Below are 17266 nucleotides of genomic sequence, written 5' to 3'. Positions count from 1 at the left end.
CCCGGATCATCAACAACAAGGGGGGAAAGTCATGCCGGACCCGAAGGCCGGAGGCCCCATTGCGGAGCCGCCGAAAAAGGTAACGGGGGGATTCCGCGGACTCCGTCCGACATCGGTGTCCCGCCGTGGGGTAGCACTTTCGGTGCGGGGCGGACAGGCGGCGAGAGAGTCCGACGCCGTCCCGGACGATGCGCAGGCGCGATCGAGCAGGCCCACGCACGACGACGCCACCAGGCCGCAGCGACCGAGCCGCCGCCCTTCCGGGTCCGAGCCGAGAAGACAGGCTGCCGGACGGAACTGCAGCGCCTGGAGCAGACGGGTGAGGGGTGACAGGTCAGATGCTGGCTTCCGGCTCGTGGGGCCCCGGCCATGCGGTAATCGGCCAGGTCCGATGGCTTTGTGTCATTCGTCGGCAACCCGCCTCCAACATCACCACGGCGCCGCTACACAAGAGAGTTGGCGGCGACATTCAGCCGTCCCTGTGGTGAATGCCAGTCGGTGGGAAGGCCGGGGCGGTTGGTGACCATCAATGTGGCGGTGCTGCTCGCCGTCGTCGTCATCTGGCGGCTGCGGCGGCGTACGGAAGCCCGCAGCCGCTTCGACGAGAAGCTAACCGTCGTCATCGTCCTGGCGCTGGGCGTCCTGATCGCCCCCACCCCGGCAGGTGAGGGAATCTTGACCATCCTGGGGCAGCTGGCGAGCGGCGTCACGCAGGCCGGCCGATGAGCTGCCGCACCCGCAGCGATCCGGCGGCGCACTGCGGACCACGCACATGGAGAGCGGGGCAGTGATGGCGGCACGTCGACGACGCCGGCGCTTGAGGAAGCAGACCCGCAGGCAGCTGCAGGGCTGGGGCGCGACGGCAGCGGTGATCGCTGTGGTGTGGGTCGCCGGGAACTGATCGACGGTGTGGCCCGTCCTGGTGACGGTGCTTGCCGCGGCCGCGCTGGACGGGGCTGGCTGGGCGCTGCTGCGGGCACACCGCCAAGCGGTCGGCCGGGACCGCGCATGGCGGGCACAGGAGGAGGCCCGGGCGCGCGAGTTGTCCATGGCGCAGGTCGATGCGCTGACATGGCAGGAGTTCGAGACGTACATCGCGGAGCTGTACTGGGCGGCCACGATCTCGTCCACGTCCGCTTCGACCGGCCCGCCCGGCCGGAAGTACTCACGCCACCACCGGCCGCCGCACGCCTCATCGAAGCGCTCGGAGGAGCGTTCCAGACCGCGGGCGGACCTGGCATTGCCTCCCAGGCGGCGTACCGCGTCCATGCTGAAGTTCATCAAGAACTCGGTCGGCTGCCAGAGCCGCGGAGTACTGCGCCGCTGGTTCAGCGTCTGAACGATCCGGTCGAATGGCAGCCCCAAGCCGCACGGATCAAGGAACAGGAACAGCGGGAGCCCTTCGGCAACCCGCAGAACCTCGCCCAGAACTCCGTCCACGTCGCCGTGATGCACCCTCGCGTCCACGCCCAAGGCGCGGTAGTGGGCAGCGACCTGGTCCAGACGGGCAACGGAATCAGGTTTCTGCTCCACGAAGAAGCAGTTCCATAACAACGCGTTCTTCTCCAGGTGATGAGCAGCCACCTGCATCGCGATCTCCGCAGAGCCGGGGTCGCCACTCTCGTACCGTCCCTCGCCCGCATAGCCGTCGAGGTACACGACCTGGCGACGACCACGCGAGCCGGTCATCCCGCCGAAGCGGGGAATGTACTGACCCAGCAGCTTGTGCTTGAGGACGCTCGGCAGCGCCTTTGAGGCCCAATAATCCTTGTCCGTGCCCGTCGACATGACCTTCCCCCCACCCCAGAATCCACTGTGATAATCGATATTGAGGTAAGCATCACGCACCGTAAAGAGGGCGGCAGCGCCGGGAACACAGGCCGCTGAGGTCTACCGCCTGGCGCGCAGAAGGTCGCGCCGGGCGGTAAAGATCTCACGCCACCGAGCGCAGGTGGCCTCGCCGTCAAGCCATTGCGGCGCCGCGAGGGCGGCAAGGTGTTGGCGGACGACCTGGCGGCTGCCGCGGCCCGGCAGACGCTCACCGAGAGCCAGGACGAGCGACTCCTCCATGTCCGGCTCGCCTGCCCGAGGGGAGTGGCGGCCGTAGCGCTGCGCGCGCCCAAGCCTCCGTCTCGCGGGTCGAGGCGAGGGCTTCGCCACGCCGACACGTAGGATCCCTGCACGTGGCACACACCTTCGAAGAACTTGTGGAGAAACAACGCGCCGCCGACCAGGCACACGCGACCGTCCAGGCCCTACGCGACCACGACGACCCGCCCGCGTACGAGACTGCATGGCAGGCATGGCGCGACCTCGCCCAAGACGTACAAGCCGCAATCACCCAGCACGCGAAAGAGCAGAGCACGATGCGGGCTGGCGTAGAGCTTGACGTGAAGAAGGCGGTCCGGCACACCGAGTAGCCAGTACACAGCGGCGCCCCGGGCAAAGGTGACGGCGTGGCCCACGCTGCTGCGATCGCCTGGCACGCGGTGAAGGCGAGAGAGCAACTCACGGTCCTGTCGCTGGAACCCGAACTGTACGCGGGTACCGGCATCACTCCGCTGAACCCCACCTGAACCGCGCCGCCTCGGACGAACGGGGGGCCATTCCCCGGCGGGAAATGGCCCCCCGTTCGTCAGCGCCTGGCGTGCCTGTGCGCCTGTCGGGCGATGACCAGGCCGCGCCAGCGGCTGCGGGTGTGCTGTTCGCCGTCGAGCCACCGGGCTCCGGAAGCCTGCTCGAGGGGCAGGTCGGCCATGAAGTGGGCGATGTCGACGAAGTAGGCGTGATCTTCGTCGGAAGTCTGTTCTCGTAGCCGGGTGAGGGTGGCGTGCAGTGCGGTGTGGTCGTTGAGGACGGCCTGGTGGAAGGCGTCGGCCAGCTAGATCGCGGGTGTCAGCGAGGCGAGGCCCGCGATATCGAGTTCGCGCGTGTCCGGGCGCACCTTCACGCCGGCGGTGCGGACGCCCGGCCAGCCCGCCTCGACGAAAGCGCGGACTCCGTCCACAGGTCCGGCCTCCAAGGCTGCGGACATGGACGCAACCGAGAACACCCAGAGCCCTGCCCCTGTCGCTGCTGCTCCGGCCCCCGCGACCCGCCCGGCGCGCCCCACCAGGACGTTGTCGACGTCGCGCCGTCCGGGTGCGAAGAAGGCGGCCCCGGCCGGCACTCCGGCGGGCGGCACTGACCCGAGGTTCGAGAACGGGCCGCTGGGTTGGGGCGGGTGGAGGGCTGCCCCATCCGGAAAGAGAAAGTTCACCCGCAGGTCATGCGATTGCCGCCTTCCGGCAGTCGCGGGACCCGAGAAAGGAGGGGGGAGGGGTTCACAACACAATCCTCACGAAAGGCGGCCGGTCATGCCGCACATCTTCACCACGATTCTGACCCAGGTGGCGGTCGCCCTGTTTGAGGCCGCCCTGCTCCGCCTGTCTGTCCAGATCTGGAAGGCGTTCACCGCCGGCGGGCAGCCGACGACGGCTTACGCCTGATCGGCGCGCCTCCGATCCTTCTCGTTTGTCTCTCGTTTATCGACCGCCAAGCATGGAACGTGGCCGAAGGAAGACCAATCTCCCTACGACGGGAGGACGAGATGACTTCCCCAGAGATGCGGCCGGGACATCAGCAAGAATCAACCACCACTCCGGGTGAGACATTGCGGACGGCGGCGACCGGGCCCTCGATGGCACAGATGCCCCCCACGGCAGAACCAATGCCGCAGGCCCCCGAGGCGGCTACCGAGCGCCAGGAGGAGCGGCAGGACCAGGCGAGCCCGATGGGTAAGGTGGTGCACTTGCACACTGCGCACCCCCGCGTCGCGATCCCCTACGTAACCCCGGGCGACATGTTCAAGGGAGCCCGCGAGGCCACCTCGCGGATCCCTTCGCTCCGCAAGCTGACCGGCTACGGGATCCTGGGCGGCATGGCAGTCGCCGGCGCCCTGGAGTGGCCGATCGCCGTGGCTGTCGGCGTCGCCACCGAAGTGATCACCCGCGAGCAGGCGGCACGGAAGCGAGCCGAGCAGGCGAAGGAGCAGCGTCGGCAACCGGGCACCGAGCCTCCCGTCCGGACGCAGGCTGCCCAGCCCGGGCAAACGGCTATGGCGTGACCGACGCATGCACGCTGTGGACGCCGGCAGGGCCCGAGACTGTCCGGCACCAAGACATCACCGCCGGCGGTCGGAGGTCAGGCGGCAAGTGCGACAGGCTGGCCGAAGGCCCGTCCGGAGTGGCAGAGCGTGCGATTTGAAAGCAGTGGCAGAGACAGCCGAGGAGCTTGGAGCTTGTTGAACAGGTACCGCAGGCCGGCAGGGGCTCCATGTGGGCTTTCGCCGCTCTGCGCTCGCAACAACATCGCGAGCACTACGACAGCCGATGCGCCCGCCCGCCGCACCTGCCGGCCGCCGTGCGGTTCTACCTGTCCTGTGCCGGCAGACGGAACAGATCGCCGCGCGTCACCGCGCCGCCGGTGAGGCGGAAAGACCCTGTGCACCGCTCTCGCTCGCCAGGCGCATGCCGTCGGGGAGCCGATCGCATGCGCAGGTCTCGACCAGCAGCTCGCCGACCTGTACCTGCCGGACGTCCCGGCTCTGTCCCCGCGGCAGGAGGCGGTCCTGCAGCGGATCATGGAAGACCACGAGCGGCGGATGACCGGGTTCACCACCGCGGTCCGCCAGCGCACGCACGGCACCGGACACCCCCCGGAACAGGACCAGGACGCTCCCGTAGAGCGCGGCCTGCGCCCCTAGCCTGGACTGCAGGCCCAACGGCGCTACCCGAGGACCGGATCACGCTCCCGAGTCTGTGCCCTGACGGCACCCAAGGGCGTGGTGCCGTCAGGCAGCCCCGGCTGTCACAGGCGCCAGGATCGGATCCGGTCGGCCGTGCCGAAGACGCCCTCCTTGCCTGCAATGAGGTCCTTGCACAACTCGACGAGTTCCCCGTACGGGGCGTCGAGTCCCTCCCCGCTGGCGTGCATGTAGGCAATGGTGACGGCGCACGCATAGCGCACGTTGAGGGACGGCAGCGGCCGCAGCAGGAGCAGCGTGTGCAGCAGCGCGGCGGCACGCCAGGACGCGTCCGGGTCGATACCGAGGCGGGGCGGGTCCACGCGGTGCCGCGCGACGGCTGCCACCAGGGCGGAGTAGTCGTTGATGTGGGGCTGGTCGGGCAGAGCGGTCTCGTGCTGCTCCAGCAGCCAGCGCACGTCGATGTGGACGGCGGGTGCCATGGATTCAGGCGGCCCTGCCCGTGGTGCCCCGAGCGGGGCCGTCGTCGATGCCCGCAGCGGCGATGGCATCGGCCAGCGCCGGGTCGGCGAATACCCGCTGGAACTCCTGCGCCGCGACCTTGAGAGCCCGGTGGTGGGCGATGGCGTCAGCCGTGGAGGCCTTCACGAACGCTTTCATCGGCATCCCGTGCTCACGGGCGACCGCCCGGAGCTCTTCGAGCTCCGCATCGGAAAATTCAACGTTGAGTGCTGCCACGCCCTCAGGCTACCGCTGGGGTACCCAGGGCTCAATCCTCGCAGTTCAGAGCTATCGCCCCGGGTACCCGACGGCTTCATGGCGGGTCTTGCAGGTCCCGGTCACCACCCACCGCCCGTGGCCGGCGTCCCGTTCGGAGCGTCATGGGGGTATCGCCGAGGTGAGCCCAAAAGGGGCCATGGGATGATCTTGCTCGATGAGTAGCCAGCAGAAGACTGGAGTGGTGGCCCGTTTGGGGTGTCGCCGAGATAGGCGTCAAGGCCGCCAGTAGTTGATCTTGAGCGGCTCGGGGTCAATGAGGCCGCGGTTGGCGCTGAGATCGATCATGGCCGTCGCCGGTCCTCTGTGCTCCTTAGGCCGGTCGCCGGTGGCGGACAGGAGCCGCCCCGATGATCTGGCCCCCGGACGCCGACCAGCCGCTCCCACCGGACACCTCCGGCAGACGCGGCCGCAAACCTGCCCCGATCTCCGCCACCGCGGGCTTGTCCCACCGGGCCTGGCTCGTGCCGGTCCGTAACTTCGTCTTCGCTTCCGGCCTCACCCTCGACGACCTCGTCGAGCGCTCCGGCTACTCCAAGACCCGTATCAGCGAACTCCTTCGCGGCAACGGCTACTACCCCGCCTGGCAGATCACCTTCAGCGTCGTCCACGCCCTGGGCCTGCCCTTGGAGCCGATGCTGCGCCTGTGGCAGAGCGGCGCCCGCGAAGCCGGCAAGGACAGCGCCTGGATCAAGCGCAGCATCCAGCAGGTTGCCCTCCAGTCCGAGGCCGCGCCCCTGCCCTACCGGGCCTTCGCCGACACCGTCCGCGCGACCTACACCGCCTACGCCCGCGCCTTCCTCCTCACCGACCACCGCGCCGGCTGGGTCGTCGGGGGAAAGCCTCGACATCCTCTGGCTGACCTGGAAACAGGCCGCCACCAGCGGCAACCTCCCCCGCTACGCCTGGCAACTGCTTCGCACCCGGGTCATGGCCCGTGCCCACCACCACGACGGCCACCCCGACCTGCGCGCCGCGGTCTCCTCCACCGCCGAAGTCCACGCCCACATGCCCGGCCACCTCGTCGCCCTGACCGAACTCACCGACCTCTTCCACGCCATCGGCAGCCTGCCCGCCGACCAGCTGGACATCACCGTCCTGCGCTACCTGTGCGCCACAGCGCCCGAGGCGATCTCCCGCATCGTCGGCCTGAGCGAGGCCATCACCCACGCCATCGACCACCACGCCCGCGCCACCCTCGAGCACCTGCTCCCCGACGTCCCCAAGGAATGAAGCAGCCCGTCATGCCCCCCATCGACGCCCTCCTCGCCCGCCTCCACCCCCTCCCCGACGTCCCCGGCGACACCGTCGCCTACCGCGACACCCCCTACCTCAACCCGAACCCTGCGCCCCCCACCCGGCCCCACCCCCCGCCGACCATGCGGCCGCCAGCCACCTGCAGGAGCTGTGCGAAGCGATCGTCACCGCCACCACCGCCGACGACCTAGAATTCCTCACCAGCAAACTCCCCGAACCCCACGGCGCCTGGCTCCTGGGCTGCGCCCTCCAGCTCGCCGACGTCGAAGACGGCGCCCGCTTCTGGTGGCAGTACGCCGCCGGCGCCGGACACCCGGCCGCCGCCTACTGCCTCTCCCTGCACCACCACGCCCAGGGCGAAGACCATGCCGCCGACTTCTGGTACCGGCAAAGCGGCCTGGAAAAGGCGATCGACTGCGACACCCTGACCGTCACCGGTATCCAGCCGCCACTCAACCGCTTCCGCTTCGACACCGGCATCCCCATCCTCCTGCGCGTCTTCAGCCGCCTGACCACCCGCAGAGATCGAGCCCGCACCCACCGCGCGGACGCACTCACCAACTACGTCGCACACGCCGTCACCCGTGGCTACCGCCGCCACCCCGATATCGAAATCCCTCTCCCCGAAGCCCGCTTCGCCTCCCGCATCGCCTTCATCCTCGCCGCTACACCGTCCTGGACTCTGCGGCCCGAGCGAGCACTCAAGTCCATGTGGCCCAGCCAGGGACGCAGCCGATACCAGCACGGCACCCATGCCAGAGACACTGCCGCTCAGGGGGCGCAGTGGTGAGAGAGGGCGTTGCTGAAGGTCGCGACCGTCGAACAGATCCAGCAGATCTCAGCCCCGCACCTGAGCTACCGGCACACCGACAAGGCCAAGCCCTCCGAGCGCAACAGGCCCACACCGCTGCGCATCTCGGGGCGCTCTCCGATCTGCGCAAGCACGGCCTGGTGGAGAACGGCGGGAGGACCTCGGGCGGGGACACCCTGCGCAACCTCACGCCCATGGGCGTGAAGGCCGCCTCCTACGAGCTGGGGCGGCCACTGGGGGAGATGGGCGGCCCGGCCCGTGGCGCGGGCCGCAGCAGCGCCTCCCACGTGATGACCGTCAACGACGCCCTGATCGCCCTGCTGCGCCGGAAGCCGGACCTGGCCCTGCTCGATGGCGAGCCGGCCGAAGCCCTCGCCGCCGCGAAGGCTGCCGTCGACGCCCCGGCCGGGCTGGGCACCATCGCCTCCCACGCGACCGAGGTGGCGCTGCCCGCGACGGGCACCTGGTCCAACCCCGGCAAGGGCGGCGCCCAGACGGACATCGTCGTCACCGCGCCCGAGGACAGGGCGCCGCTGCTGTTCGTGGAGATCGACAGAGTCTGCGCAGGAACTCGCCGCCAAGATCGACAAGTACGTGCGGTTCTGCCAGCGGCAGGTGAAGGACGCCGACGGCCGTGAGCGGACGATGTGGCGCACCCGCTGATGGGTGTCCGACGGACGGTGCGGCGATCAGCCGCACCCGCCGCTGCTGCTCGTCTTCAACCGTGTCGGCCCGCGCAACCCCAACACCGTCATCCCGCAGCTGGCCGAGCTGACCCGCCGGCACTGGCAAGGCGAGGCGCACGACGGCTTCCACATGTACGACGGCAAGCTCCCCATCGTGGTCACCGGCATGAAGCTGCTGAAGGAGCACGGCCCAGCCGGCGATGAGAGAGACGGGGTTGCAGGCCCGTTACGCCGGGAACCGCATAAGCCGCCTCGGCCGCGACGCCGAGGAGGGTGGTCGTGCGGATGACGGTCATGATGGACCACTGCCGGGTGGGAGGAGCGGCTCCGGCTCCAGGACGTCGACGACGGTGATGTCCACGGCCGTCACGGCGAGACCCAGGTCCTGTACGGCCGAACGGAAGACGGATCGGCGCACCTGGTGGACCTGGGCGGGCAGCGGAGCGTCGAGAGCGGCGGCCAGGGTCATGGTCACCTGCACGTCGGTGCCTTCGCCCTCGGGTACCAGCCGGCAGGTCGCGACCGCGACGCCGGGAATCGTGTCCGCGGCCTGCCGCAGTACCTTCGCTGCGGCGCTCTCGGAGATCCGCAGGTCCCGGTCCGGGTCGGCCAGAGGCAGTAGCCGCCTGAGCCGTACCTCTGCTCTGACGATGTTCAAGACGCGGTCGGCGAGTGCGTGGAGGCCGGGAACGTCGTCGAGCAGCGCCCGGGTGGTCGCGTTCACCGCGGCCAGACCTTCGACGGCATCGCCGCAGTGTGGACAGGAGACGGTGTGCGGGTCTGCGTTCGGCGCGGCGTCGCGGGCCTGTTCCCAGGCCCGGCTGAGCAGTCGACCGCAGGGCAGTACCTCATCACCTTCGAACAGGGGGATGCCGGCAGATGAGCCGGTACAGGTCCCGTCCGCTGCGGGGGGTTCGGAAGGCCGCGCGTGCGGGTCGTCTAGCGCCATGGGTCCATCGCCTCCTGCAGGGATCGGCGTGCCCTGAAGAGTCTGCCCCGCACCGTCTGTTCGCTGGTCCGCGTCACGTGGGCGATCTCCTTGTAGGACAGGCCCTGTACTTCTCTCAGGATCCAGCAGAGCCGTTGGCCCGCGTCCAGTTCGGCGAGCGCGTGAGACAGGGCGGCGGTGGCCGCGTCCTGCTCGGCGGACCGGGCTGGCTGGCTCCAGGCGTCTTCCGCTGCGGGCTCGATGACGGTGTCGAGGGAGAGGGGCGGCGGTCGGCGCCGGCGCATGGTCAGGCAGCGGTTGACGGTGATCCGGTACATCCAGGTACGGAACTCCGCGCTGTGACGGTATTCCGGCAGTCGCCGCCAGGCACTGACGAAGGCGTCCTGGACCGCTTCCTCGGCGTCCTGGGGGTTGCCGAGCATGCAGCGGGCCAGGGAGAGGAGGGCTCGGCCGTGCCGCTGGACGAGAACGGCGAAGGAGTCCTCATCTCCATCGGCCGCTCGTATGGCCAGCAGCCGGTCCGGCAGGTCGCGTCGCAAGAGGTCGCGGTTCGGCGATGGGGGTACAGCGCGTTCGGTCATGGCGCCCTCGCACAGGGCTCGGATCGTCCAGGTACCCGACAGGCCGTTTGTGAGGCACGCCGCACTCGATGTGCGTGAGGTATCCGTTGTATGTGCGTGAGACATCCGCCGCCCCGCACGTCCAACCTTGTGACGGGCGCCGCACCGGTGTCCGGCCTATCGATCGAGGCGACCGCCATGACGGAGAACACCACCAGCGACGGCGGGGACAACCGGCCGGACGCGAGCGTGAGCGCGCTGAAGGGCCGTACCGGGGCCGGGGCTCCGGCCGAAACACGGGGGAAGACCACCATCGCGGACGGCGTGGTGGCCAAGATCGCGGGCATGGCCGCCCGCGAGGTACCGGGCATCTTCAGCCTGGGAGCGGGGATGGCCCGCGCCCTGGGCGCCATGCGGGAACGCGTCCCCGGCGGAGGCGGCGGAGCCGTCACACGCGGAGTGAAGGTCGAGGTCGGCGAGCGCCAGGCGGCTGTGGACCTGGACGTCGTCGTCGAGTACGGCGTCTCCATCGTGGACGTCGCCGGCGACGTACGCACCAATGTCATCGGCGCCGTGGAGCGGATGACGGGACTGGAGGTCGTCGAGGTGAACATCGCCGTAGACGACGTCCATCTCCCTGACGAGGAACAGGCCGAACCGGACGAGGGTCGCGTGAGGTGACCCGCCACCGCGTCCTGCGCGGCGCGGTTGATCGTGCGGACGCCGACGTACGCACGTCCGCGAGACGGGTGAGTGCATGATGAACGCAGCAACCACGGGCCTCGTAGCCGGCATGGCCCTGGGCTTCGCCGGTTACTTCGGTGGCTTCTGGGCCTTTCTGCTGGTCCTCTTCCTGGGTGCGGTGGGGTTGATCGTCGGCCTCGTCGTGCAGGGCGACCTCGACATCCGGACACGGAGGCAGCGGTGAAGACCCCGTCCGGTCCCCCCGGCGAGGGGTCCTCCTTGTCGGCGCGGACCACCGGCTTGCCGCCCCCTGCCGAGCGGGGCGCCACCGTCATCCCGGACCGGGTGGTCGCCCGTATCGCCGCCCAGGCCGCACGCACGGCGCAGTCCCGGCGCGCCGCCGTGCCGCCCGACCTGGACAGCCTGGAGGCGCCCAGCGCCTCAGCCGCCGTCCGTATCGGTTCGGTGCGCCTGCACCTGACCATGGATCTGCCCTACCCCACCGACATTCCCCGGGTGTGTGAGCGGATCCAGCAGGATGTCGCCGACAAAGTGGCCCAGATGACCGGCCTGCGGGTGGGAGAGGTCGTCCTCACCGTCCGGCGGCTGATGACCGCCGCCGACACGGGCCGGGGGCGGGTCCGGTGAGCGGCCACGCGGCCCGGCGCGCCCGCCACGCCGTGGAGGAAGGAGCCTCGCGATGACATCCGACCCCGGCCCTTCCGGCCGCGACTCCACACCGTCCGCATCGCGGGCCAGGGTGCCGCTGGCAAAGCAGCCCGGACCACCCGAACACGACATGCACGGCCCGGACCCGACGTCCGGTGAGCGTGACGCTGGGCGCCGGTCCCACCGGCCGTGGTCCGCGCGCCGCATCCCGGCCGCCCTGGTCGCCTCGGTGATCCTCGTGGCGGCGGTCGCGGCGCTGGTCGACGTCATCGCCGTACGAGCGGGACGCCCGGCGGCGGCCTGGCGACGGCACCTGGCCGACGAACTGGCCACCCGCTCCGTGGGCGACGTGTGGGTGCTCACGGGAGCCGCCGTGGCCGCTGCCGTCGGCGTCTGGCTGATCGTCCTGGCCCTTACCCCCGGGCTACGCCACCAGTTGCCCCAGCGCTGCCCCACCGACTGCCCGCGGCTGCGGGCCTCCCTGGACCGCGACGGCGCCGCCGGCCTGCTGCGTGACGCCGCGCTGCGGGTTCCCGGGGTCGGCGCGGCGCGCCTCCGGGTGCGCCGTCACCGCATCAAAGCGCGCGCGGACGTCCGCTTCCGTGACCCCCGGCAGGTGGAGGACGACCTCACCGCCGTCCTCGACGAGGAACGTGACCGGCTGGCCCTCGCCCATCCTCCCCGCATCGTCGTACGGGTGCGGCAACGCACCGGCTGACCGACAACCGCAGCACCGGGAGTCCGCCATGACGTCGCGATCCGCACTCAACCGCACCCTGCTGGCCCTCGCCGGACTGGTCCTGCTCGGCGGCGGACTGCTGGTCCTCTTCGCCGGGCTCAACCTCTATCGGCGGCACGAACTGATCCCGCCCGCCGGCTGGCCCCTGATCGCCCCGGACGACGTCCTGCTCGCCTCCGCCGACCGGGCCCGCTGGAGCGGCCAGGGCTGGTGGTGGTGGCCCGCGGTCATCGCCGCCCTCGCCGTTGTTGTCCTGCTCGCCCTGTGGTGGCTGCTCGCCCAGCTGAGCCGACGCCGCCCAGGAGGGTTGCCCGTCGGCGGTACACCACCGCAGCAGGGCGTCGAACTGCGCGACCGCGCGCTCAGCGACGCGATCGCGACCCAAGCGGGCGCCCTGCCGGGGGTCAAGCGTGCGGCCGTACGCATCACCGGCCGACCCGCCCACCCCCGCACCCACGTCACGCTCATCCTCACCCCTGAGGGCGCGCCCGGCGCCACTCTCGGTGCCCTCTGCGAAGGCCCGCTCAGCACCGCGCGTCGGTCTATCGGCCTCTCTGACATGCCTACCGACGTCCGCCTACAGGTCGCCCACCACAAACCACACCGCGTGGAGTAAGGAGGAGACCGCCATTCCCGGCTACAGCGGCGTGACCGGCCACCCAGCCTCGGACGGGCGGGACGGCATCCAGCAGGGGCATGCGCTGGGTGACGTCGTCGCGGTTGGCGCCGGTCAGGACGACGGCGAGCGGGGTGCCCCGTCCGATCGGCGGAGTCAGACCTCGCCGCGCCTGGCGCCGGTCTCGTTGCCGCCACGGGACTCGATGAACTCTCTGAACGGCTTCAGGTCACCGGTGGCCTGCCGCTTGACGAAGCCGAGCTTGTCGCCGACTGGCTGACCGTCAGGGCAGAAGCGGGGTGGCGGCGCGGGCGTGCTCCCACATCCCGTGCAGTTGCTCGAGCGGCCGTTGCTGTTCGCCGTGCAGGGCGTTGAGGACCACGAGGCCTCCGGTCAGGGCCGGCACCGCCCACTGCACGCAGGCGAGCCGGCGCTGGGCCTTGGCGGTGTCGATGGGGTGCTTGGCTGCCTTCTCGGTGTCCTGGGGGTCGGGGGAGGAGGCGAGCTCGAGCTTCTTGCCCAGGACGCGGGCATAAGCGGTGGCGGCCAGCGCCGCCGCCGTGACGACCGTCTTCGCGGTGGTGGAGCCGGCCACGCCTTTCTGATTGCACACCCGGTGGGCGTTGACGGCGAGCAGGCCTCCGCCTCCGTACAGGTGCGCGGCGACCGCGGCCGCGCTGACCGGCATCCACTTGGTCCAGCCGGCTGATGCGATGCGCGCCTGGCCGGTCTGCGTACCGCCTTCCTGCCTGGCGGCCCCGTTGAGGCCGACGGCGCCCATCAGGGAGCCACCGAACCACGCGGCCAGCCCCAGATCGTGCAGGCTGCGGATAACGGTATTGCGTCCGGGCATGGCGGTGCTCCTTGCGCTGCGGGACATCGGTGAGCCGATGAAAGGGTGGTGGACGCCGTCGCATCTGAGGTGGCAGTCACGCAGGATCTTCCAGCTCTTCATGCGGGCGAAGGTGTGCTCGATAGGATCCAGCGTGCCGTCCACGAAGGCGCCCACGAGAAGGGCGGCAGGCAGATCGGCTACTTCCCGCAAACACTTCGTTCCTCTCCCCCAGGTCGATCCGCTCGCCAATACGGGAGTGAACGACGCGGCTTGGCGTCGCACAGCCCACGTTGGCAGGGGTCACTCCGGAGCGGTGCTGGCGCCTGAAAGGGTGGGCCGGGTGATGATCGCTTTGACGGTCTGGTCGAGGGTGGTGGTGGGGCGTTTGAGGACGTTCTGGAGGTCGTCGGTCTGCCGTTCCAGTGCGCCGGCCCGGACCTGGTCCTCGAGCCAGCCCTGGGCACCGGATGCGTGGTCAAGCCGGTCCCGGGTGACGACGGACCTGCCGGAGACACGGCTGAGGGCGTCGGCGAGCTCGCTGTAGGTCCACAGGCTGCCGGTGAAGTCGTAGGCACGGCCGAGATGGCCGTCTTCGGTGAGGACGCAGGCGGCGGCCTCGGCAAGATCGCCGCGCAGGGCGGTGTTGAGACCACGTCCACCGGTACCGTCGACGAGTTGCCCTGAGGCGACGGCGGTGCGCAGGCTCTCGTTGAGGAACGCCTCGCTGTAGAAGGGGTGACGTAGTACCAGATGGGGCAGACCGCTCGCGGCCAGGGCGCGCTCGGTGGTGTGGTGCGCTGCGGTCACGCCATCGGCCTGGGTGTCGGCGCCCAGGAAGCTGGTGTAGACGATCGAGCCGACGCCAGCCGAGCGGGCCGCGTCGATGGCCGCCCGGTGCTGGTCTGCGCGATGGGCGGGATGCAGTTCCGGAGAGGAGACCAGCAGCAACCGGTCGGCTCCCTCGAACGCGTCGCTCAGCGTCGCTGGCACGTCGTAATCACCGACGCGGACCTGGATTCCGCGAGCGGCGAGATCCGTCGCCTTGCTGGGATCACGCACCGCCGCTACGACGCGATCAGGTGGACATCGGGTCAGCAGCTGTTCAATGACCAGTCGACCGAAAGCCCCTGAAGCGGCCGATATGACAATCATCCACATCTCCTTTACTGCGACGCGGCCCCCACGCGGTGCCCGGGGTCCGGCCGATCCGGATGCCAGGCTCACCATGGGTGAACAGTCGGCAAAGCGTCAAAGTCTTTCGCTCGGTATGCACCCTCGTCTTCTCGCGGTTGCACCTCTTGCCCCGCTCTCGACCATGTTCGCTTCAGCGGTCCGGAGGAGCGGTGACCACCTCATCCCGCCTCTCCGGCCCGGCCCGGCAGCGCCCGGCCGGGTGGACGCACGCTCTCTCCTGGAGGACTTCATGAAGGTGACGCCTAACGAGCTCGTGCACGGTAGGCGGTGAGGCGTCGGTTTCCTGATCGTCGATCATGGTCGTGTGGTGGGGAACGCGTCTCGAGCAGCGATCGTCAGCAACCGGAGAATCACGGGTCTCTCGGCCGATGTGATCGCTGAACTGGTGGCTGAGTTGGGACCGTTGTGGCATGAACGGCATCAGGACAAGCTTGCGTCCCGGCCGCGGAAGCGGGCGGTGGGCACCGGGGCGAAGCACCGGCTCGTGTTCGTCGACCGGCTCCTGGCCACCCTCGTGCACCTCCGGCACGGGGTCACGCACGACGTGCTGGCCTGCTGGTTCGACGTGGACCGCTCCACCATCACCCGCGCCATCGGCGAGGTACGGCCGCTGCTCGCCGAGCGAGGATGCACCGTGAGTCCCGGCGTGCGGCTACGGACTCTGACCGAGGTCGTCGACCATCTCGGTGCCGGCGGGAAGACCGGGATCATCGACGGCACCGAGATCCGGGTCCGGCGGCCGGCCGCCGGACGCAAGGACCGGGACAAGTTCATCTCCGGCAAGAGCAAGCAGAACGCCGTCAAGGCCATGGTGCTCACCGACGCGGATGGCCGGATGCTGTTCTGCAGCCCGACCAGGCCCGGAAGCTGCGCGGACATCACCCACGCCCGCCAGTTAGGGCTGGCCAGTCTCCTGGCCAACGGTCCCGCCATGGAGATCCTCGCCGATGCCGGCTACCAGGGCCTGGGTGCGCAGACCGGCGGCCGGGTGGTCACACCCCCGCACCGCAAGTTCAGGAAGAACGCTCCGGACTGGTACGAGGAAATGAACGAGCGACAGCGCAAAGCGCACTCCTCACGGCGTATCCGGGTCGAGCACGGCATCGCGCACCTGAAGAACTGGCGGGCGCTGGCCCGCCACCTCGGCCGCCGCGAGCACATCAGCGACACCGTGCAAGCCGTCGCCGCCCTGCTGTCCCACCAACAGACCGCGGACCTGACGTCGGCACGGCCCTGGCCTATCTGCTCGCCAAGCCGGGCGTGACCTCGGTGATCGTGGGTGCCCGCAAGGACGAACAACTGGCCGACAATCTCGACGCCGTCAAACGTGCACTTGAGCGCCGAGGACATCGACCGGCTCGACAAGGTCAGCGCACCGGACCTGATCTATCCGCACTGGCACCAGGCCAATGCGGTCTCCAGCCGCTTCAGCGAGCCGGACCTCGCCCTGCATCGCCCAGCCAGGTGACGGGCAAGGCGCGCCGTGGGCTTCTCGTGGGCTTCTCGAGGGCCTCTATGAGGAACGGGGACACCACCGTGGATCGTGCCGGATGAACTGTGGGACCGCCGCCTGGAGCCGTTGCTCCCGCAGCGTGAACGACGTTTCCAAACATCCCGGCCGCAAGCCGCTGCCAGACCGGGAGGTGCTCTGCGGGATCCTGTACGTGCTGCACACCGGAATTCAGTGGGAGCATCTTCCTCTAGAGCTCGGCTTCGGCTCCGGTATGACGTGCTGGCGCAGGTTGCGGGACTGTAACGAGGCTCGTGTCTGGCAACGCTTGCATGAGGTCCTACTGGCCGAGCTCAACGCGGCCTCCCAGCTGGACTGGTCCCGCTGCGATCATCCGCTCATGTCGGGGCTTCCGCGTTCTTGTCCAGAGACCGGATAAAGGAAATCTCGACCGCCCCGGAGCGCTGCCCGTGGCCCTGCTGCGGTCCAGGGAGTCAGGTGCCGGGTCCGGTCGGTCGGTGGGACGGGGTGGTGGCGGTGGTCCAGCTGCTGAGGATGCGCAGCGACTCGGCCGTGGCGGAACCCGGCTCCGGGAGGTAGACGCACAGCGTCTGGTTGTCGTCGCCGGGCGGCTGCAGCGACTCGTACGAGAAGTGCAGGTCACCGACGAGCGGGTGCCGGTAGTGCATGGTCCCGTGGCTGCGCCGCAGCACCCGGTGGTCGTTCCACCAGGTGCTGAATTCCGGTGAGTTGAGGGTGAGTTCGCCGATGAGATCGGCCAGCCGGCGGTCCTGCGGGCAGCGGCCCGCCTCCAGGCGCAGCATGGCCACGGTCTCGGCGGCGATCTGCTCCCAGTCGACGGTGCGCTCGCGGGCCTCGGGGTCCAGGAGGTAGTAGCGCGCCAGATTGCGCCGCTGGACGGGCAGCGCCTCGAAGTCGGTGAGGACGGCGCGGGCCAGGCCGTTCGAGGCGAGGACGTCGGTGCGCCTGCCGATGATGAACGCGGGCACCTCGTCCAGGGTCTGGAGCATCAGGTGCAGCCCCTGGCGGACCCGCTGCGGGTTGACCGGTGCGCGTCGCCCGCCCGGGCGGGCGAGGAGGTTGGTGAGGTGCTCGCGCTCGGCGGCGTCCAGGCGCAGGGCGCGGGCCAGGGCGTCCACCACCTCGGGCGAGGGGTGCGCGGCCCGGCCCTGTTCCAGGCGGGTGTAGTACTCGGTGCTCACGCCCGCGAGGCGGGCGGCTTCCTCGCGGCGCAGGCCGGGCACGCGCCGGACGCGCCCGTCGGCGGGCAGTCC

25 protein-coding genes and 5 pseudogenes are annotated in these 17266 nt (G+C 70.0%); 16 read left to right on the top strand and 14 right to left on the bottom strand.

Going from position 1 to position 17266, the window contains the following annotated elements:
• Positions 1-516 precede the first annotated feature (516 nt).
• Positions 517-726, top strand: coding sequence for a hypothetical protein (locus AB0947_RS36110; RefSeq protein ID WP_366754665.1), 210 nt, complete (start codon positions 517-519; stop codon positions 724-726).
• A 426-nt stretch (positions 727-1152) separates the two neighbouring features.
• Here AB0947_RS36110 and tcmP read toward each other — a convergent pair.
• Positions 1153-1689, bottom strand: a pseudogene (tcmP, locus tag AB0947_RS36105) (three-Cys-motif partner protein TcmP); the annotation flags it as partial.
• A 494-nt stretch (positions 1690-2183) separates the two neighbouring features.
• On the opposite strand from tcmP, the gene AB0947_RS36100 reads away from it, so the two are divergent.
• Together AB0947_RS36100 and AB0947_RS36095 are read left to right on the top strand one after the other, a co-directional pair.
• Positions 2184-2420 (top strand): hypothetical protein, encoded by a 237-nt coding sequence (locus AB0947_RS36100; protein WP_366754608.1) that lies wholly within the window; start codon positions 2184-2186, stop codon positions 2418-2420.
• Positions 2421-2647: 227 nt separating this feature from the next.
• Positions 2648-2815 (top strand): hypothetical protein, encoded by a 168-nt coding sequence (locus AB0947_RS36095; protein ID WP_366754607.1) that lies wholly within the window; start codon positions 2648-2650, stop codon positions 2813-2815.
• A 66-nt stretch (positions 2816-2881) separates the two neighbouring features.
• On the opposite strand, the gene AB0947_RS36090 is transcribed toward AB0947_RS36095, so the two are convergent.
• A complete protein-coding gene (locus AB0947_RS36090) occupies positions 2882-3034 on the bottom strand; it encodes a hypothetical protein (RefSeq protein ID WP_366754606.1) in 153 nt (50 codons plus the stop codon).
• Positions 3035-3356: 322 nt separating this feature from the next.
• On the opposite strand from AB0947_RS36090, the gene AB0947_RS36085 reads away from it, so the two are divergent.
• Both AB0947_RS36085 and AB0947_RS36080 read left to right on the top strand, forming a co-directional pair.
• Positions 3357-3488, top strand: a complete 132-nt coding sequence (locus AB0947_RS36085; RefSeq protein WP_366754605.1) for a hypothetical protein — start codon at positions 3357-3359, stop codon at positions 3486-3488.
• Positions 3489-3709: 221 nt separating this feature from the next.
• On the top strand, positions 3710-4105 hold the full coding sequence (locus tag AB0947_RS36080; RefSeq protein ID WP_366754604.1) for a hypothetical protein: 396 nt from the start codon (positions 3710-3712) through the stop codon (positions 4103-4105).
• A 345-nt stretch (positions 4106-4450) separates the two neighbouring features.
• Here AB0947_RS36080 and AB0947_RS36075 read toward each other — a convergent pair whose 3' ends face one another.
• The 3 genes from AB0947_RS36075 to AB0947_RS36065 form a co-directional block, all read right to left on the bottom strand.
• Entirely contained in the window at positions 4451-4681 is a 231-nt protein-coding gene (locus tag AB0947_RS36075) for a hypothetical protein (protein ID WP_366754603.1), read from the bottom strand.
• A gap of 167 nt (positions 4682-4848) precedes the next feature.
• The gene (locus tag AB0947_RS36070; protein WP_366754602.1) at positions 4849-5226 is read right to left on the bottom strand and encodes a toxin Doc; all 378 of its coding nucleotides are present in this window, start codon (positions 5224-5226) and stop codon (positions 4849-4851) included.
• Positions 5227-5230: 4 nt separating this feature from the next.
• Positions 5231-5482 carry a hypothetical protein gene (locus AB0947_RS36065; protein WP_366754601.1) on the bottom strand — a complete coding sequence of 84 codons (252 nt, stop codon included), beginning with the start codon at positions 5480-5482 and terminating at the stop codon, positions 5231-5233.
• A gap of 969 nt (positions 5483-6451) precedes the next feature.
• Between AB0947_RS36065 and AB0947_RS36060 the strand changes: the two genes are divergently transcribed.
• On the top strand, positions 6452-6754 hold the full coding sequence (locus AB0947_RS36060; RefSeq protein WP_366754600.1) for a hypothetical protein: 303 nt from the start codon (positions 6452-6454) through the stop codon (positions 6752-6754).
• A gap of 211 nt (positions 6755-6965) precedes the next feature.
• Here the strand turns inward: AB0947_RS36060 and AB0947_RS36055 are convergent, their stop codons facing one another.
• Positions 6966-7532: a hypothetical protein gene (locus AB0947_RS36055; RefSeq protein ID WP_366754599.1), complete on the bottom strand. Its 567-nt coding sequence runs from the start codon at positions 7530-7532 to the stop codon at positions 6966-6968.
• A 197-nt stretch (positions 7533-7729) separates the two neighbouring features.
• On the opposite strand from AB0947_RS36055, the gene AB0947_RS36050 reads away from it, so the two are divergent.
• Entirely contained in the window at positions 7730-8227 is a 498-nt protein-coding gene (locus AB0947_RS36050) for a hypothetical protein (protein WP_366754598.1), read from the top strand.
• 28 nt (positions 8228-8255) lie between these two features.
• Positions 8256-8564 carry a hypothetical protein gene (locus AB0947_RS36045; RefSeq protein WP_366754597.1) on the top strand — a complete coding sequence of 103 codons (309 nt, stop codon included), beginning with the start codon at positions 8256-8258 and terminating at the stop codon, positions 8562-8564.
• A gap of 3 nt (positions 8565-8567) precedes the next feature.
• On the opposite strand, the gene AB0947_RS36040 is transcribed toward AB0947_RS36045, so the two are convergent.
• Positions 8568-8999 carry a hypothetical protein gene (locus AB0947_RS36040; RefSeq protein ID WP_366754596.1) on the bottom strand — a complete coding sequence of 144 codons (432 nt, stop codon included), beginning with the start codon at positions 8997-8999 and terminating at the stop codon, positions 8568-8570.
• Positions 9000-9214: 215 nt separating this feature from the next.
• Positions 9215-9763, bottom strand: coding sequence for a sigma-70 family RNA polymerase sigma factor (locus AB0947_RS36035; RefSeq protein ID WP_366754595.1), 549 nt, complete (start codon positions 9761-9763; stop codon positions 9215-9217).
• Between the two features lie 219 nt (positions 9764-9982).
• Here AB0947_RS36035 and AB0947_RS36030 point away from each other — a divergent pair, with 219 nt between their 5' ends.
• The 5 genes from AB0947_RS36030 to AB0947_RS36010 all read left to right on the top strand — a co-directional run bounded on the left by AB0947_RS36030 (position 9983) and on the right by AB0947_RS36010 (position 12492).
• Positions 9983-10465, top strand: a complete 483-nt coding sequence (locus tag AB0947_RS36030; protein WP_366754594.1) for an Asp23/Gls24 family envelope stress response protein — start codon at positions 9983-9985, stop codon at positions 10463-10465.
• Positions 10466-10541: 76 nt separating this feature from the next.
• Positions 10542-10712 carry a hypothetical protein gene (locus AB0947_RS36025; RefSeq protein WP_366754670.1) on the top strand — a complete coding sequence of 57 codons (171 nt, stop codon included), beginning with the start codon at positions 10542-10544 and terminating at the stop codon, positions 10710-10712.
• Positions 10709-11116: an Asp23/Gls24 family envelope stress response protein gene (locus AB0947_RS36020; protein WP_366754593.1), complete on the top strand. Its 408-nt coding sequence runs from the start codon at positions 10709-10711 to the stop codon at positions 11114-11116. Before AB0947_RS36025 ends, AB0947_RS36020 begins: the two co-directional genes overlap by 4 nt.
• A 52-nt stretch (positions 11117-11168) precedes the next feature.
• On the top strand, positions 11169-11855 hold the full coding sequence (locus tag AB0947_RS36015) for a DUF6286 domain-containing protein (protein WP_366754592.1): 687 nt from the start codon (positions 11169-11171) through the stop codon (positions 11853-11855).
• A gap of 28 nt (positions 11856-11883) precedes the next feature.
• Positions 11884-12492 (top strand): alkaline shock response membrane anchor protein AmaP, encoded by a 609-nt coding sequence (locus tag AB0947_RS36010; RefSeq protein ID WP_366754591.1) that lies wholly within the window; start codon positions 11884-11886, stop codon positions 12490-12492.
• A gap of 46 nt (positions 12493-12538) precedes the next feature.
• Here the strand turns inward: AB0947_RS36010 and AB0947_RS36005 are convergent.
• The 5 genes and pseudogenes from AB0947_RS36005 to AB0947_RS35985 all read right to left on the bottom strand — a co-directional run.
• Positions 12539-12631, bottom strand: a pseudogene (locus AB0947_RS36005) (IS5/IS1182 family transposase); the annotation flags it as partial.
• A 17-nt stretch (positions 12632-12648) separates the two neighbouring features.
• Positions 12649-12771 (bottom strand): annotated as a pseudogene (locus AB0947_RS36000) (cyclase); the annotation flags it as partial.
• Between the two features lie 4 nt (positions 12772-12775).
• The gene (locus tag AB0947_RS35995) at positions 12776-13345 is read right to left on the bottom strand and encodes a hypothetical protein (RefSeq protein WP_366754664.1); all 570 of its coding nucleotides are present in this window, start codon (positions 13343-13345) and stop codon (positions 12776-12778) included.
• Positions 13346-13378: 33 nt separating this feature from the next.
• Positions 13379-13468, bottom strand: a pseudogene (locus AB0947_RS35990) (IS5/IS1182 family transposase); the annotation flags it as partial.
• 159 nt (positions 13469-13627) lie between these two features.
• Positions 13628-14479, bottom strand: a complete 852-nt coding sequence (locus AB0947_RS35985; protein WP_366754590.1) for an NAD(P)H-binding protein — start codon at positions 14477-14479, stop codon at positions 13628-13630.
• A gap of 346 nt (positions 14480-14825) precedes the next feature.
• On the opposite strand from AB0947_RS35985, the gene AB0947_RS35980 reads away from it, so the two are divergent.
• From AB0947_RS35980 to AB0947_RS35970, 3 genes and pseudogenes are all read left to right on the top strand, one after another.
• Entirely contained in the window at positions 14826-15785 is a 960-nt protein-coding gene (locus tag AB0947_RS35980) for a transposase family protein (RefSeq protein ID WP_366754589.1), read from the top strand.
• Between the two features lie 69 nt (positions 15786-15854).
• Positions 15855-15989: a hypothetical protein gene (locus tag AB0947_RS35975; RefSeq protein ID WP_366754588.1), complete on the top strand. Its 135-nt coding sequence runs from the start codon at positions 15855-15857 to the stop codon at positions 15987-15989.
• Positions 15990-16061: 72 nt separating this feature from the next.
• Positions 16062-16356, top strand: a pseudogene (locus AB0947_RS35970) (transposase); the annotation flags it as partial.
• A gap of 109 nt (positions 16357-16465) precedes the next feature.
• Here the strand turns inward: AB0947_RS35970 and AB0947_RS35965 are convergent.
• Positions 16466-17266: helix-turn-helix transcriptional regulator (locus AB0947_RS35965; RefSeq protein ID WP_366754587.1), on the bottom strand; the 801-nt coding region annotated here is incomplete at its 5' end.

The sequence above is a fragment of the Streptomyces sp. NPDC047841 genome, from assembly GCF_040704085.1.
GTDB lineage: Bacteria > Actinomycetota > Actinomycetes > Streptomycetales > Streptomycetaceae > Streptomyces > Streptomyces argyrophylli.
The sequence above is the reverse complement of the archived record's forward strand: the minus strand, read 5'-3'. Positions and strand labels throughout refer to the sequence as shown.

Bases quoted from the DNA above. Each gene is read 5' to 3' on its own strand.
- AB0947_RS36090 (WP_366754606.1), bottom strand. From the start codon at position 3,034: ATGTCCGCAGCCTTGGAGGCCGGACCTGTGGACGGAGTCCGCGCTTTC.
- AB0947_RS36085 (WP_366754605.1), top strand. From the start codon at position 3,357: ATGCCGCACATCTTCACCACGATTCTGACCCAGGTGGCGGTCGCCCTG.
- AB0947_RS36080 (WP_366754604.1), top strand. From the start codon at position 3,710: ATGCCGCAGGCCCCCGAGGCGGCTACCGAGCGCCAGGAGGAGCGGCAG.
- AB0947_RS36070 (WP_366754602.1), bottom strand. From the start codon at position 5,226: ATGGCACCCGCCGTCCACATCGACGTGCGCTGGCTGCTGGAGCAGCAC.
- AB0947_RS36060 (WP_366754600.1), top strand. From the start codon at position 6,452: ATGGCCCGTGCCCACCACCACGACGGCCACCCCGACCTGCGCGCCGCG.
- AB0947_RS36055 (WP_366754599.1), bottom strand. From the start codon at position 7,532: ATGGGTGCCGTGCTGGTATCGGCTGCGTCCCTGGCTGGGCCACATGGA.
- AB0947_RS36030 (WP_366754594.1), top strand. From the start codon at position 9,983: ATGACGGAGAACACCACCAGCGACGGCGGGGACAACCGGCCGGACGCG.
- AB0947_RS36025 (WP_366754670.1), top strand. From the start codon at position 10,542: ATGATGAACGCAGCAACCACGGGCCTCGTAGCCGGCATGGCCCTGGGC.
- AB0947_RS36015 (WP_366754592.1), top strand. From the start codon at position 11,169: ATGACATCCGACCCCGGCCCTTCCGGCCGCGACTCCACACCGTCCGCA.
- AB0947_RS36010 (WP_366754591.1), top strand. From the start codon at position 11,884: ATGACGTCGCGATCCGCACTCAACCGCACCCTGCTGGCCCTCGCCGGA.
- AB0947_RS35995 (WP_366754664.1), bottom strand. From the start codon at position 13,345: ATGCCCGGACGCAATACCGTTATCCGCAGCCTGCACGATCTGGGGCTG.
- AB0947_RS35985 (WP_366754590.1), bottom strand. From the start codon at position 14,479: ATGATTGTCATATCGGCCGCTTCAGGGGCTTTCGGTCGACTGGTCATT.